This window comes from Zunongwangia sp. SCSIO 43204, assembly GCF_019904275.1.
Lineage (GTDB): Bacteria > Bacteroidota > Bacteroidia > Flavobacteriales > Flavobacteriaceae > Zunongwangia > Zunongwangia mangrovi.
In genome coordinates this window covers 4,101,194-4,115,144 of sequence record NZ_CP063204.1, presented here as the reverse complement: position 1 = coordinate 4,115,144, position 13,951 = coordinate 4,101,194, and the positions used below count along the sequence as shown (strand labels likewise).

Here is a 13,951-nt window from a genome sequence, read left to right as displayed (position 1 = left end):
AACAGAAAATTATCAATGAAAACCTACATTTCCAGCTTTATATTTTTATTTATTTCTTTTCTGAATTTTGGGCAAAATGCCGATAAAGAAAAGGTTGAAAAGATTAAGGAATTTCAGAAACATTTAAACGAAGAGTACAAGGATCCAGAAGAATCACCTTTATCTGTTGAAGATCGCCTAGCCTTCACTGGGCATGACTTCTTTGAGATCGATACTTCATTTACAGTCGAAGCTGAATTTGTAAGAACTCCGTATGAAACTACATTTAGAATGCAAACATCTTCAGATAGACAGCCAGTTTATGTAAAATATGCCGACTTATATTTTACCTTAAAAGGTGAAAAACAGAAATTAGCTGTTTATCAAAGTCAGTCTTTGAAAACCGATCCACAATATTATGATTATCTGTTTTTGCCTTTTACAGATCTTACAAATGGTGATAGTACTTATGGGGGAGGATGATATATAGATCTAAGAATTCCTGAAGAAGGAGTAAAAAAGATCACTTTAGATTTTAATCAGGCTTACAATCCATATTGTGCCTATAGCGGTGGGTATTCCTGTCCTGTTCCTCCTGCTGAGAATAACCTTGATGCGGCTATAACAGCAGGAGTAAAAACTTATGCTAAATAAGTATCACAGACAGGTGCATAATAAGAATTTGAGAATATAAGGAGATAGGTTTATTATGCATTTAATTAAAAAATTGGTTAGCTAGTTGTCGATTTTTGATTGTTAGAATGAGTAAATCGCTGCAACTAAAAATGATGATAAATTATCCTGCATCATAAGATCTGAATCCATAAATGGCGCAGCACCATCTACGCTGTCTAATCTTAGTTCTGGTTTTATCATTAAATTTCCATAAGTATAGCTTCCGGTTAATGTAAAAGCTGTTGTATTAGTGTCGGCTCCGTAAACTGGACCTCCATCAGCTAATTCATTAAAATATTCAGCTCTTAATCCAATAGCAAAGCTATCTGAGGTACTCAACTGAGGATAGATAGCAGCACCTGCAAATCCTTCACCATCTGTAGTTTGGTATGTACCATTAAATCCTAAATAGAAGGTATCGCTTAGATCCCATCCTGTGGTTAGATCAACTTGAAATAACTCATCATCAGATAACCACTGTTCTCCATAAATTAAGTTTAAGTAAGCACTACCAGCGTCATTAGCATATCCTAATTGTCCACCAAAAGTATACTTCCCAACCGGGTTAAATTCAGTATAATCTGTTGGATTCATTACTGCCAACATCGCACTCCAGTTTTCATCTATGGTAAAATCTGCCTTTAAACCTGTATGAGAAAATGGTCCATAGGAAAACATATAAGAAGTAGAATAGTTAAAGTTGGCAGCCGGAGAAATAACCTCGTAACCAAGGAAAGTGTTAAAATTACCAAAGGTTAATCTTACATTATCGCTAAGGTTATAATACATATATAATTGGTTTACGATCGCAGCAGAACCTGTAGATAAGAATACGGCATCTTCACCGCGAGGACCAAAAACAAGATCGGCAACAAAACCAACTTTATCACCTTCGTATCCCATGATTACATTGGCCATCCCAATCGCAAATCCTGGATCGTTAGCAAAAGATGTTGCAGGAGCCGCAGCATAATACATTGGATCCTCATTGGCATCGTACTCTGTTTTGTTTAATCCGTTAAAATTGGTTCTGAAATAAGCATCTACAGTACCTGAGATACTAAAAGGACTTTCGTCATCTTCCTGAGCCTGTACATCTAGATTTAATAAGGCTATGATTGAAAATACTACAAAAAGTCGGATATTTGCAAAAGTGAATTTTGACATGTTTACATGATTTAGTTTGTTCGACAAAAAATGAATTAATAGTAAGCAGTAAGAAAAATTCATAGTTTAGGAGCACTCCGCCAAGTGCTCCTTTTTTATTTTTCAGACTGTAATAGTAAACGTGTGTGCTTGTTATGTTTTGATAATGGAAGAGAAGTTCTTATTTATCTCTACCAAATTCTGGGTAAGAATCGATACCATGCTCGTGGATATCTAATCCATCAAGTTCTTCTTTCTCGGTAACTCTTAATCCCATTACTGCTTTAAGAATAGAAAGTACTATAAAAGTTGTGATCATAGCCCATCCGCCAATGGCAACCACACCTATAGCCTGTACTCCAAGCTGTCCAAATCCGCCTCCGTAAAGAAGTCCGCCATCTGTAGCAAAAACTCCTACAAGTAAAGTACCTACAGCACCAACTACACCGTGAACAGAAATGGCTCCAACTGGATCATCGATCTTAAGTACTTTGTCAATAAATTCGATAGAAAATACTACTACAATACCAGATACGATCCCGATGATAAAAGCACCCATAGGGTCTACAGCAGCACATCCTGCAGTGATACCTACAAGACCAGCCAATGCACCGTTAAGTGTCATAGAAATATCGGCTTTACCATATCTTATCCAGGTAAGGAATAATGCAACAACCGCTCCCGCAGCAGCAGCAAGGTTTGTTGTGATCACAATACCAGCGACATTGTTTGCGCTATCTCCAGAGATCGCAAGTTCAGATCCTGGATTAAAACCAAACCATCCTAACCATAAGATAAATACCCCAAGTGCACCATATAACATATTGTGACCAGGAAGTGCGTTAGACTTACCATCTGTATATTTACCAATACGAGGGCCTACTAAAGCAGCAGCTACAAGAGCAGCCCATCCACCAACAGAGTGAACAACTGTAGAACCAGCGAAATCAATAAATCCTAATCCGGTTAGCCAACCATCACCTTGCCACACCCAGTGACCAGAGATTGGATAAATAATAGTAGTTAATAATAAAGAGAAGATTAAATAAGTAGAGAATTTTGTTCTTTCTGCAATAGCACCAGATACGATGGTGGCTGCTGTAGCACAAAATACTGTTTGGAAGAATAAGTTATGCATGTCTTCACGAACATCATAAAATAAACTAGGTGTTCCAATAAAACTACCAATAGAATCTCCATACATAATAGTATACCCAATAGCCCAAAAAGCTAAAGAACCTACAGAAAGGTCCATGAGGTTTTTCATGATAATGTTCGAGGTGTTTTTTGCTCGCGTGAATCCAGCCTCGACAAGTGTAAATCCTGCCTGCATAAAGAACACCAGGATTCCACAAATCACAATCCACATTAAATCTAATACAGCATCTGTTTCCATAATAATTTCGTTATTTCAATGTTAGTTAATTATTTAAGGGAGTCTGTCCCTTTTTCTTTTGTACGTATACGGTAAGCTTCGTCTATCGTAGAAACGAATATTTTACCATCACCAACAGAACCTGTGTAGGCAGATTCTAAAATGGCATTTACAGTTTTGTCCAGGAATTCGTCTGAAACGATAATCGATAATTTTCGCCTTTGAATATCTGTAGTGCTGTAAGACACTCCACGATATACATGGCCTTGTTTCTCGTTTCCGACACCTGTAACATCCCAGTACGTAAAAAAGACAACCTCAGAGCTGTGCAAGGCTTTTTTTACTTCGTCAAATTTTGACTTTCTGATAATAGCTTCAATTTTCTTCATAAGAATTTCAGGTTTAGTGATTTAAAAGTATTAAAAATTCTTAAATAAAGTTAAAAAAGTAGGGGTTATGCCTAAAGAAATGTGAATATCAGAAAATTACCCCCTAAATGTTGTGGGGTGAATAATTAAAAAGTGAAAATAGAAGTTTTCGGTAGAAAGTTTTTAAACGCTTATTCCTAGAAATTGAAAGTATAATGTCAATTTTAGCTATATAATTTCTTAAAATTTTATTTCCGAAGAAATAAAATCTAAAGTCAACTTAATTTAACTGAAAATCTACTGGTTTTCAGTTAAAAAGAGGAGAATTAAGCACAAGCTTACATGAAATCTAAGTGTAATTATCAAATTGTTGGCTTGTCTTGGGTGGTATTTTTCAAGGAGGAATTCTAAGTATTGATTAATTAAGGTTTTTCTGAAAATTAATATCGAAATTGGCCAAAATCGATATAGATCAATTCAGGATTCTTTTCTAAATAGGATTTCAGGATTAATCTTCCTTAATAAATAAAATGAGTAATTAAAATATACAATATTATAATACAGGAATATAAATATTGGTTACCCAGTTCGCCGGGTTGGGAGTTTCTTTAGGATTGGTAAGATAAACTTCAAAAGGTTTAGTTTCCTGATTTACTTCTAAGCCGTTTTCCTCAATATATTGGTAGGCTTTATTCCAGGCTTCTTCAAGATTATCGTACTTTCCTTTCAGAACAGTTTTTAAAACCTTTTGGTTTGGCATATTACCGTTTAAAACATCTGCGTCTAATGGGGTAATCACTTCACTTGGTGTAAAATAACCTGCAGAGAAAATCGCAGATCCATTCGATTCGTTCCATTCATTATAAAGGACTATTGGATTCCCAATTCGTTCGATATTTTGCGCTTCCATAAAATTGGAAACCTGGGTGATCATTGGCTGCATTTTTTCGCTAACCTGAGAAATTTTAATGGCGGTTGTAGTATACATATAGTAACCGCCGCCATGATTTACAACTCCATCAACGCTTATATTATACTCATTCATTTTATTAGTGATCACCTCTTGCATCAAGCTAAGTCCTTTTTCTAATTTAGGGCGCATAATCTCTGTTAAGGACGCTTCAGATAAAAGAAAGGATAGTTTTTCTTTAAAGCTTTGCTTGCCTTCCATACCCCAGGTTACATTTGTCTGCCCATTTTCCAGGCTTTCAAATGTCCAATACATTTTGCTGGTCGCATTTGTAAAAGTATGTGGTAAAGTGATCTTTTGCGTAATATCTGTAAATGGCTTAGCTTCTATTGTTTCGATTTTAATATCGCCATCTTCGTCACTTTCTATTAAATAGCTGGCATTCTCACCCTGTACCTTATCACCATAATTTGTGATCACGTTTTCTGAATCCTGGTTCCAGGGATCCCAAAATTCCCAGTTTTCAAAATTATTTACTTCTTTAAAAACAATTTCCTGCGGGGCATTAAAAACCTGAGATTCCTCAAATTTATAATTTCCGTCTTTGGTTGCTACATAAATAGAACCGCCAATAAGTACAATAAGAATTAAAAAAAGTAAATATTTAAAAATCTTCATGGGCTTAGGGAATCACGATTATCGCTAATATAGTAAATAGAATATAAGCTTTTATTTTAAATATACCTTAATTACAAATAATAATAGGATAAAGGCAATAAAGCCAATTAACACATAAATACTGTTCTTATAGTATTTGCGATGTAGTTTAAGATCTTTTCTATACATAAAGATCATAACAATTATAAATGTTACTAAAAAAAGGCCGGCAAATACCCATTGTCCTGTGCTAAACATTTTGTCTATTTTTATGCAAATTTAAACGAATAAGCGAAGAAAGTAATGAAAAAAAGAATTGATGCGGTTACGCAATTTCATAATGCATTTGGATTAGGAGTAAGTGAGCAGCCACTGGCGAGTTTAGGAGAAGCAAAAAACAAATTGAGATTTGAATTAATGAAAGAAGAAAACGAGGAATATTTAGAAGCTGCGCAAAATAATGATCTTGTTGAAGTTGCCGATGCATTAGGCGATATGCTTTATATTTTATGCGGAACAATTATCGAGCATGGCATGCAACATAAAATCGAAGAGGTTTTTGACGAAATTCAGCGTAGTAATATGAGCAAGTTAGGCGCCGATGGAAAACCAATTTATAGAGAAGATGGTAAAGTTTTAAAGGGGCCAAACTATTTTAAACCTAATATTAGAGAGATCTTAGATAAATAATTTATCGGTACTCCAAAATATGCGGAGGTTCGTAACGGTATTGTTCTAAGTTGAATTGATTATCTGTATTCACATTAAAATCTAAAACGTTGCGACCTCTACCCGGCATATTTGGGAAAATCGCAAAGGATAAACGAATATTGTCGAAAACAAAATAATCGTTACTAATAATAAAACCAAGTCCGAATTTGGTATAAAGATCATTGCTGAAAAATGGTCGTGGTTCTGAGCCTACAAATCCGAGATCGAAATTAACAAACGGACTCATCCTAAAACCTAGCCAGCTGAAGGGAACATAAGATTGGGTCTGAAAATTAAAGACGAATTTCCTTGTTCCAAATACCTCGTGCGTGTCAAAACCATAAATACCATACTGCTCATTTAAAGTGATCCTGTCTCTAATAAAATCTTTGCGATTGATACCAACTACGATATTCGATTTTACGAACTGCCTGAAGAACCAGCTTCCTATTCTAAAAATAGGTGAAAAATAAGTGTTTTCTAATCTGAAGAGCGACTGTCTGGCTTCCTTTTCTAAAAAATAACTACCATAGCCAATATTAGTTGCCAGGTAGCCAAAATTTTTGATATAGTCTGAATAGGTTAGATCTACTCCCAGATAAAAATAATTCTGATTATCTGAGTTTCGCTGAATACCCGAGTTTATAAAATAGCTGTGACCAAGCGCAATATCTTCAATATCTCCATTTCTAAAAATATAGCGATCCCTGGTATAATTTATATTTCTAACTCCAACAGATCCAAGTAAAACATTGGTGTTCGAGAAATAAGCTACCGAGTCGATATGCTCTCCAGGCCTATCCAGGTAGTTTCTATTGGTGTAGCGGCCGGCTAGAATAAGGTTGGTTGGTAATTTTTCTTCAGAATCTTTATTGGCAATAGGAATAGCATATCCACCCCAAACATTAAAGTCTCGAAAATTTAGCGGTTCTCTTAGAAGCGTGTCCAAATCTTCATGATAAATTTGTTCTTCGTATAAAGTTTCTCTTACACTTACCTGTCCTGCCCATCGAGCATATGGCGAGTAGAAATCTCTATCGATACTCGCAAAATTCTCATAGGTGTCATCAACATCCAGATCTCTTAAAAATTCAGCATTAATATAGGTGTTGAATAAATTCTGGGCACGATACCCCACAGTATACCCGGTGCCAATTTCATCTTTATAACCTTTTTTATAAGCTAAAGTAGTACGATGGCCCAGGCCAAAACTATTATATTCTCGAATTCTTAATTCTCCTTTTCGGCTAGAGATATTACCATCTGCAGATAGACTCCAGCTATCTAATACATAGACATAAAGGTCTACCGCATTAGGATCGTCCTCTACAAGAACAGGGCGTATTAAAGTTCTTCGAATATAATTTTGTGCTCTTAAAACACGTTCAGATTCTAAAACTTCCAGCGAATCCATTTTAGAATTTTCTTTTACCAGCAACAAGCCCTTAACGGTAAATTCTTTGGTACGGGCGTGCAACACATTACCTATTTTCTGAATTTTTTGTTTGGGTTTTACAGCGGTATCTTTTTCACTATAACCAAAAGGATCTAAAGAAGTAATATGAATTTCACGTATAGTTTTCCCCTGGTATTTTGAAAAATCACGTTGTAATTGCTTTTCGATCTTTTTGGTAGCAGTTTTAGAATCTGCAGGATTTACAGGATCGAACATCAGATCGTAAAGCATCCTGGTAAACTTACTATTCTTTGTTTTTTCCTGAAGTTGTTTATAAAAATCACGATCCTTAGCCATTTGGATAGAATCACGAACAGGAAATCGCTGTAAACTGTCGTTTTGAGCAGATACTGAAAAACAGACGAAAAATAATATAAGTACACTGTATCTCAACCCAAATTCTATTTACTCGATATTCGAGGTTTTTTAAGGTCTTTTTTTCTGAAGTCAATTTGTGACAGACCTAAAAGTATCCAATTTTTTTGCTGTTTTAATTAGCGAAAATGATCGCACAGCAGCAAACAAACATATGTAATTTTTTTCAATACAAATATGTAGCCTTTGTTAAAGAAAGAACTTTTATGAAGCAAAAAATGCGCTGAAGATCAGCGCATTTTTCTATGATTTTAAAAGGTTTTTATTTTACCTCGTGTCTCCAACCAAATTTATCTTCTGCCTGGTTATATTGAATTTTTAGTAATCTGTCTTTAAAAGATTTTGACCAGGAATCTTCGATCGTTGGTAATTCGTATTTCTCACCTTTATATCCAAATCCTAGGATTGGAGTTACCACGGTAGCTGTACCAGATCCAAAAATTTCTTTTAGCTCGCCAGCCTTAGCAGCTTCGATAATTTCAGAAACCGTTATTCTTCTAATCTCTACGTCAATATTAGCATCTTTAGCAAGATCAATAATACTTTTTCTGGTTACACCATCTAGTATTCTGTCGCTAGTAGGAGCGGTCACTAATTTATCTCCAATTCTAAAGAAAACGTTCATTGTACCCGCTTCTTCCAGATATTCGTGGGTATTGGCGTCTGTCCAGATAATTTGCTGGAAACCTTCACTTTTAGCGATATCTGTTGGGAAAAACTGAGCACCGTAATTTCCGGCAGCTTTTGCATATCCAACACCGCCATCTGCAGCACGGCTATAATCTTCAGAAATTTTTACTCTAACTTCTCCGCTATAATAAGATTGCGCAGGAGAACATAAGATCATAAATTTATATTCGGTAGAAGGAGATGCAGATACACCAGCTTCAGTAGCGATCACAAAGGGGCGAATGTACATTGAGTTTCCAAAACCTTTTTGGATCCACTCACCATCTAATTTTAGTAATTCTTCTAGTCCGTTAAAAAAATGACCTTTAGGAAATTCTGGAATTGCAAGACGTTTGCTCGATTTATTTATACGTTCAAAGTTTTGTTCTGGTCTAAAAAGCCAAATTTTATCCTCGTCGTCTTTATACGCTTTCATTCCTTCGAAAACAGCCTGTCCGTAATGAAATACTTTTGCTGAAGGGTACATCTGTAAAGGTCCGTAAGGAACAATCTCAGGAGTTTGCCAGGAACCATCCTTATAATCACAAACCATCATATGATCGGTGTAGACTTTACCAAAGGTAAGGTTGCTAAAATCTGTTTCAGATAATTTAGAAGTAGATGTTTTTGTGATTTTTACTTTCGTTGCGATGTTTTCCATTGTGTGTTATTTAAGAGATTCAAATTTACCTAAATAAAAGTAAATTTAAAATCTAAAGTTTTGGTAATTTTGGGAAATACAAGCAATAATCAATCAAAATTAACCATGAAAAAAATAATGTATTCAGCATTATTATGCTGCGCGCTTTTAAGCTGCAAGAATTCCGAAGAAAATAAAGAAGAAGAAACAGTAAAAACAGAAGAAGCTGAAACTAGCAATAAAGATATGGCCTATGCTTCTTTTGGAGAAGAGATCACTGCAGAAGGTGCTTTAGATGCTGCAACTATAGCCGAGCGTTACGAAAGTTTGAAGCCTGGCGACACTATTTCTACCAGTTTTGTTTCTACCGTAAATTCGGTTTGTAAAATGAAAGGCTGTTGGATGAATTTGGAGATTCCTGGTGATGAAGACGTAAGCGTAAAATTTAAAGACTACGGCTTTTTTGTGCCTAAAGACATCGAAGGAAAAGAAGTGGTAGTTGAAGGAAAAGCTTTTCTTAAAGAAGTATCTGTAGAAGACCAAAAGCATTTTGCTGAAGATGCCGGGAAATCTGAAGAGGAGATCGCAGCTATTACAGAGCCAAAGCAAGAACTTGCATTTTTAGCTAACGGCGTACTTTTAAAACAATAATTTTTGGAACGAAAGATCATTAAAACCGGTGACGGTTCGGCTACGATTCATATTCCCGAGTGGAATGAGCAATACCATTCTAAGCATGGTGCTTTACAAGAAGCAATGCATGTGTTTATAAAAATGGGGCTGGATTTTACGATTGCTGAATTTAATAAATCTGAACTTTCTATTTTAGAGATTGGATTTGGAACCGGTTTAAATGCGTTACTTACCGCCTTCTACGGAAGCACGGTTAAAATAGATTATACTGGTGTTGAAGCCTATCCTGTTAAACCTGAAGAATTAGAAGTTTTAGATTATGCTTCAGTGTTACCAGATTTTGATACTGCAGAAGCTGTTTTTAATAAAATGCACCAGATAGATTGGGAAAAATCTGCTGCTATAACATCTAATTTCAGTTTAAAGAAACAGGAGAAAACTTTTCAGGAGATCGAGGATCAAGATACTTTCGATCTTATTTATTTTGATGCTTTTGGTGCACGAGTTCAACCAGAATTATGGACAGAAGATATTTTTCTTAAAATGTATAATTCTTTAAAAATCAATGGTGTTTTAGTTACTTATGCCGCGAAAGGAAGTGTGAGAAGAGCGATGCAGACTGTTGGGTTTACTGTAGAGCGACTGCCTGGCCCACCGGGAAAAAGAGAAATGTTAAGAGCCGTTAAAAAATAGGTTCTACAGCTGTTAAACCTCGCTAAAAAAATTATCCAGAACCTACTTTAGACTTATCTTCAAAAGAAAAAAATGCGGGTATTAATTACTGGAGCAACCGGACTAATTGGGTCAAAAATTTCAGCATTATGCCACGAAAAAGGCATAGATGTAAATTATCTTACCACTAGTAAAGATAAAATTCAGCATAAAGATCATTATCGAGGTTTTTTGTGGAATCCTCAAAACAAGGAGATCGATACGCGAGCGATAGAGAATGTAGATGCGATCATTAATCTTGTAGGTGCGAGCATTGCACAACGCTGGACGAGTGAAAACAAACGAAAGATCTTAAATAGCAGGGTAGAAAGTACCAACCTTTTATTTGATACTTTATCTAAGAACGATCACCAGATCAAGCAATTTATCTCGGCAAGTGCAATTGGTGTTTATCCAAGTAGCTTACAAAAGCTTTATTTTGAAGACGAAGAAAGTGTTGACGATTCTTTTGTAGGTAAGGTTGTGGTAAAATGGGAAAGTGCTGTAAACAATTTTAAGGATTTAGGTTTAAAAGTATCGAAAATCAGGATCGGTTTGGTAATGGCCCAAAATGGTGGGATGTTAGAGAAATTAAAAGAACCGGTTAACTTTAATATCGGCGCACCTCTAGGTAGTGGAAAGCAATGGCAATCCTGGATTCATATTAAAGACCTTACTCAAATTTTTCTTCATGTATTAGAAAATCAGTTAGAAGGTAACTATAATGGAGTAGCACCAAACCCTGTTACTAATAAAGAAATGACTAAAGAAGTTGCTAATCAATTAGGAAAACCTCTTTGGTTACCTAATGTTCCTAAGTTTGCGCTTAAAGCCGCTTTTGGTGAAATGTCGACACTTTTATTATCGAGTCAGTTGGTAAGTAGTAAGAAAATTGAACAGCAAGGTTATCATTTTGAATATGTTCATCTAAAACCTGCGCTAGAAGATTTATTATAAGACTTTGTAATTATTGAAAATAAAAAAAGCCGGCGATTAGCCGGCTTTTTTCGTATCCATTAAAAAATGAATTAAGCTTTTTTAGTCGCTTTAATGTCTAATTTTAAAGTGATATCATCATAGATAAAGTTATCACCTAAACTATCAAATACAGATTTAGACCCGTAGTTTACGTTCCAGTTGGTACGATCGATAGTAAATTCTTCACTAGAAATTTCGTAACTGTCATCAGTTTTGTTGATAGATACAGGGAAAGAAATGTTCTTAGTTTCTTCTTTAATAGTAAGGTTACCAGATAACATCATTTCACCTTCTTCTTCAGAAATTCCAGTTACTTCGAAAGTAGCTTCAGGATATTCGTTTACATTAAAGAAATCTCCTTCTTTACCTTCTACAGTTCCCATTAAGTGAGCTTCAAGACTTTTCTTGTCATCACCTTCAAGATCTGTAACTTCGATAGACATCATGTCGATAGTGAAATCTCCACTTTCAACTACACTATCATTTGCCATAAAAGTACCTTCAGAAACTTTAATCGTTCCTGAATGTTGTCCTGCAGGTTTTTTACCGATCCAGCTAATTGTAGAAGCAGTAGTATCAACAACGTATTCCATAGACTCTGCTGTAGCTTCAGCAACTTCTTTAGCATCTTCAGCTTCGCTTTCGTGACCGCTGTTATTTTTACAACTTCCTAAACCTACGATAAGGCTTAATGCCATAAATCCTTTTAAAATGTTTTTTTTCATCTTGTTGAAATTTAGTTTTTTTGCAATTTGGTTGAGCGACAAATGTAATATGAAATATATTTTTTTGTACTAAAATAATATTAAAAATAATCGGTGACATTTTGACACAACGCTAGGCTTGGCAATAAATTTGACTATGCTAAAGCATCAAAAAATTGATATAAGACAATGACAAAGAAAGCTAACGATAAAAATCAGGATTCTGTAAAAGATCAGGTAGAAGAAAATATCGATAAGGCAATCGATGAGGTAGAAAAAGAGAAAGCTGAAATGCCTGAGGATAAAGAGCAAGCAGATGAAGAGGTTTCAGAAAGTGATCAACTTAAAGAAGACCTTCAAAAGGAAAAAGATAAATTCTTGCGTCTTTTTGCTGAATTTGAGAATTATAAAAAGCGAACTTCTAAAGAACGCATCGAGTTATTTAAAACTGCCAACCAGGAAGTTATGCTTGCTATGTTGCCAGTTTTAGATGATTTTGACAGGGCTTTAGTTGAAATTAGAAAAACTGAAGATAAAAACCTTTTAAAAGGAGTAGAGCTAATACATACTAAGTTTAGCGAGACTCTTAAAAATAAAGGTTTAGAACCAGTAGAAGTTGAAAGTGGAGATACTTTTGATGCTGATATTCATGAGGCAATTACGCAAATTCCTGCTCCTACAGAGGATCTTAAAGGTAAGATCGTAGATGTAGTAGAGCGAGGATATAAATTAGGAGAACGTATTATTCGTTATCCAAAGGTTGTTACTGGTAAGTAAGGAGTACAACTTTTAAAAAGCAAACTAAACCATGAAAGAGGATTATTACGAAATATTAGGTATAAGCAAAGGTGCTTCGGCAGCTGAAATTAAGAAAGCCTATCGAAAGATGGCGATCAAATATCACCCAGATAAAAATCCTGGGGATTCAGAAGCCGAGAATAAATTTAAAAAAGCAGCGGAAGCTTACGAGGTATTAGGAAACGAAGAAAAAAGAGCCAAATACGATCGTTTTGGACATCAGGCCTTCGAAGGAGGCGGCTTTGGTGGCGGCGGTGGCATGAATATGGACGACATATTCAGTCAGTTTGGTGACATCTTTGGTGGCGGCTTTGGCGGCGGATTCTCAGGTTTCGGTGGCTTTGGTGGTGGCGGTCAGCGTCGCGCAAAAGGAAGTAACCTCAGGATTCGTGTTTCTCTAACCTTAGAAGAAATTGCTAACGGTGTAGAGAAAAAGATTAAAGTAAAACGTAAAGTACAGGCGGCAGGGACCACATACAAAACTTGTTCTACCTGTAAAGGTACTGGGCAGGTAACTCGTGTTACTAATACTATTTTAGGTAGAATGCAAACTGCTTCACCATGTACAACCTGTGGTGGTAGTGGGCAAATGATCGATCAAAAGCCTGCAGATGCAGATGCGCAGGGATTAAAAGTTCAGGAAGAAACCGTATCTATCAAAATACCTGCAGGGGTAGAAGATGGGATGCAGTTAAAAGTTTCAGGTAAAGGAAACGAAGCGCCTGGAAACGGAATTCCGGGAGATCTTTTGGTAGCTATCGAAGAAAAAGCGCATGAAAGCTTACAAAGAGAGGGAGACAATCTACATTATGATCTTTATGTAAGTATTTCTGAAGCAGCACTTGGAGCTTCTAAGGAAATCCAAACCGTAAACGGTAAAGTGAGAATTAAGATCGAGCCGGGTGTGCAATCTGGTAAGATTTTAAGACTTAGAGGTAAAGGTGTAAGTAGTTTAAATGGATATGGTAAAGGAGATTTACTTGTTCATGTAAATGTTTGGACACCAAAAACCTTAACTAAAGAACAAAAAGAATTTTTCGAGAAGATGGCTACTGACGAGAACTTTCAGCCGAATCCCGAAAAAAGTGATAAGTCATTTTTTGAAAAAGTTAAAGATATGTTTTCTTAGAATCTTCATTTTAAGAAAAAATTTATATATTTGATTC

At 35.6% G+C, this 13,951-nt stretch carries 13 protein-coding genes and 1 pseudogene; 7 read left to right on the top strand and 7 right to left on the bottom strand.

From position 1 onward, the window contains the following. The first annotated feature begins 15 nt into the window (after positions 1-15). Positions 16-633: pseudogene (locus INR75_RS18250) on the top strand (DUF1684 domain-containing protein). 102 nt (positions 634-735) lie between these two features. On the opposite strand, the gene INR75_RS18245 reads toward INR75_RS18250, so the two are convergent. The 4 genes from INR75_RS18245 to INR75_RS18230 all read right to left on the bottom strand — a co-directional run bounded on the left by INR75_RS18245 (position 736) and on the right by INR75_RS18230 (position 5,131). Beyond that, entirely contained in the window at positions 736-1,821 is a 1,086-nt protein-coding gene (locus tag INR75_RS18245; RefSeq protein ID WP_223089941.1) for an outer membrane beta-barrel protein, read from the bottom strand. A 160-nt stretch (positions 1,822-1,981) separates the two neighbouring features. Further along, positions 1,982-3,196 carry an ammonium transporter gene (locus INR75_RS18240; RefSeq protein WP_092541660.1) on the bottom strand — a complete coding sequence of 405 codons (1,215 nt, stop codon included), beginning with the start codon at positions 3,194-3,196 and terminating at the stop codon, positions 1,982-1,984. 29 nt (positions 3,197-3,225) lie between these two features. After that, entirely contained in the window at positions 3,226-3,564 is a 339-nt protein-coding gene (locus INR75_RS18235) for a P-II family nitrogen regulator (RefSeq protein ID WP_092541662.1), read from the bottom strand. A gap of 532 nt (positions 3,565-4,096) precedes the next feature. Further along, complete coding sequence (locus INR75_RS18230; RefSeq protein ID WP_223089940.1) at positions 4,097-5,131, bottom strand: GyrI-like domain-containing protein; 1,035 nt, start codon at positions 5,129-5,131, stop codon at positions 4,097-4,099. Between the two features lie 282 nt (positions 5,132-5,413). Between INR75_RS18230 and INR75_RS18225 the strand changes: the two genes are divergently transcribed. After that, positions 5,414-5,800, top strand: coding sequence for a nucleoside triphosphate pyrophosphohydrolase family protein (locus tag INR75_RS18225; RefSeq protein ID WP_223089939.1), 387 nt, complete (start codon positions 5,414-5,416; stop codon positions 5,798-5,800). Between the two features lies 1 nt (position 5,801). Here INR75_RS18225 and INR75_RS18220 read toward each other — a convergent pair whose 3' ends face one another. Both INR75_RS18220 and INR75_RS18215 read right to left on the bottom strand, forming a co-directional pair. Continuing rightward, positions 5,802-7,670 carry a hypothetical protein gene (locus INR75_RS18220; RefSeq protein ID WP_223089938.1) on the bottom strand — a complete coding sequence of 623 codons (1,869 nt, stop codon included), beginning with the start codon at positions 7,668-7,670 and terminating at the stop codon, positions 5,802-5,804. A gap of 244 nt (positions 7,671-7,914) precedes the next feature. Continuing rightward, positions 7,915-8,982: a branched-chain amino acid aminotransferase gene (locus INR75_RS18215; RefSeq protein WP_223089937.1), complete on the bottom strand. Its 1,068-nt coding sequence runs from the start codon at positions 8,980-8,982 to the stop codon at positions 7,915-7,917. 105 nt (positions 8,983-9,087) lie between these two features. Here INR75_RS18215 and INR75_RS18210 point away from each other — a divergent pair, with 105 nt between their 5' ends. The 3 genes from INR75_RS18210 (at position 9,088) to INR75_RS18200 (ending at position 11,262) form a co-directional block, all read left to right on the top strand. Continuing rightward, positions 9,088-9,612, top strand: coding sequence for a DUF4920 domain-containing protein (locus INR75_RS18210; RefSeq protein ID WP_223089936.1), 525 nt, complete (start codon positions 9,088-9,090; stop codon positions 9,610-9,612). 3 nt (positions 9,613-9,615) lie between these two features. Next, on the top strand, positions 9,616-10,287 hold the full coding sequence (gene mnmD / locus INR75_RS18205; RefSeq protein ID WP_223089935.1) for a tRNA (5-methylaminomethyl-2-thiouridine)(34)-methyltransferase MnmD: 672 nt from the start codon (positions 9,616-9,618) through the stop codon (positions 10,285-10,287). A gap of 72 nt (positions 10,288-10,359) precedes the next feature. Next, complete coding sequence (locus tag INR75_RS18200) at positions 10,360-11,262, top strand: TIGR01777 family oxidoreductase (protein WP_223089934.1); 903 nt, start codon at positions 10,360-10,362, stop codon at positions 11,260-11,262. Positions 11,263-11,333: 71 nt separating this feature from the next. Here the strand turns inward: INR75_RS18200 and INR75_RS18195 are convergent, their stop codons facing one another. Then, a complete protein-coding gene (locus INR75_RS18195; RefSeq protein WP_223089933.1) occupies positions 11,334-12,008 on the bottom strand; it encodes a YceI family protein in 675 nt (224 codons plus the stop codon). A gap of 168 nt (positions 12,009-12,176) precedes the next feature. Between INR75_RS18195 and INR75_RS18190 the strand changes: the two genes are divergently transcribed. Next, positions 12,177-12,764 (top strand): nucleotide exchange factor GrpE, encoded by a 588-nt coding sequence (locus INR75_RS18190; RefSeq protein ID WP_092541682.1) that lies wholly within the window; start codon positions 12,177-12,179, stop codon positions 12,762-12,764. Positions 12,765-12,795: 31 nt separating this feature from the next. Further along, positions 12,796-13,914: a molecular chaperone DnaJ gene (gene dnaJ, locus INR75_RS18185; RefSeq protein WP_223089932.1), complete on the top strand. Its 1,119-nt coding sequence runs from the start codon at positions 12,796-12,798 to the stop codon at positions 13,912-13,914. Positions 13,915-13,951: the final 37 nt, after the last annotated feature.

What these genes read in the sequence shown, in the direction of transcription:
- INR75_RS18195 (WP_223089933.1), bottom strand. Translation starts at nt 12,008, where the DNA reads ATGAAAAAAAACATTTTAAAAGGATTTATGGCATTAAGCCTTATCGTA.
- INR75_RS18230 (WP_223089940.1), bottom strand. Translation starts at nt 5,131, where the DNA reads ATGAAGATTTTTAAATATTTACTTTTTTTAATTCTTATTGTACTTATT.
- INR75_RS18235 (WP_092541662.1), bottom strand. Translation starts at nt 3,564, where the DNA reads ATGAAGAAAATTGAAGCTATTATCAGAAAGTCAAAATTTGACGAAGTA.
- INR75_RS18245 (WP_223089941.1), bottom strand. Translation starts at nt 1,821, where the DNA reads ATGTCAAAATTCACTTTTGCAAATATCCGACTTTTTGTAGTATTTTCA.
- INR75_RS18200 (WP_223089934.1), top strand. Translation starts at nt 10,360, where the DNA reads ATGCGGGTATTAATTACTGGAGCAACCGGACTAATTGGGTCAAAAATT.
- INR75_RS18210 (WP_223089936.1), top strand. Translation starts at nt 9,088, where the DNA reads ATGAAAAAAATAATGTATTCAGCATTATTATGCTGCGCGCTTTTAAGC.
- INR75_RS18215 (WP_223089937.1), bottom strand. Translation starts at nt 8,982, where the DNA reads ATGGAAAACATCGCAACGAAAGTAAAAATCACAAAAACATCTACTTCT.
- dnaJ (WP_223089932.1), top strand. Translation starts at nt 12,796, where the DNA reads ATGAAAGAGGATTATTACGAAATATTAGGTATAAGCAAAGGTGCTTCG.
- INR75_RS18225 (WP_223089939.1), top strand. Translation starts at nt 5,414, where the DNA reads ATGAAAAAAAGAATTGATGCGGTTACGCAATTTCATAATGCATTTGGA.
- INR75_RS18240 (WP_092541660.1), bottom strand. Translation starts at nt 3,196, where the DNA reads ATGGAAACAGATGCTGTATTAGATTTAATGTGGATTGTGATTTGTGGA.
- INR75_RS18190 (WP_092541682.1), top strand. Translation starts at nt 12,177, where the DNA reads ATGACAAAGAAAGCTAACGATAAAAATCAGGATTCTGTAAAAGATCAG.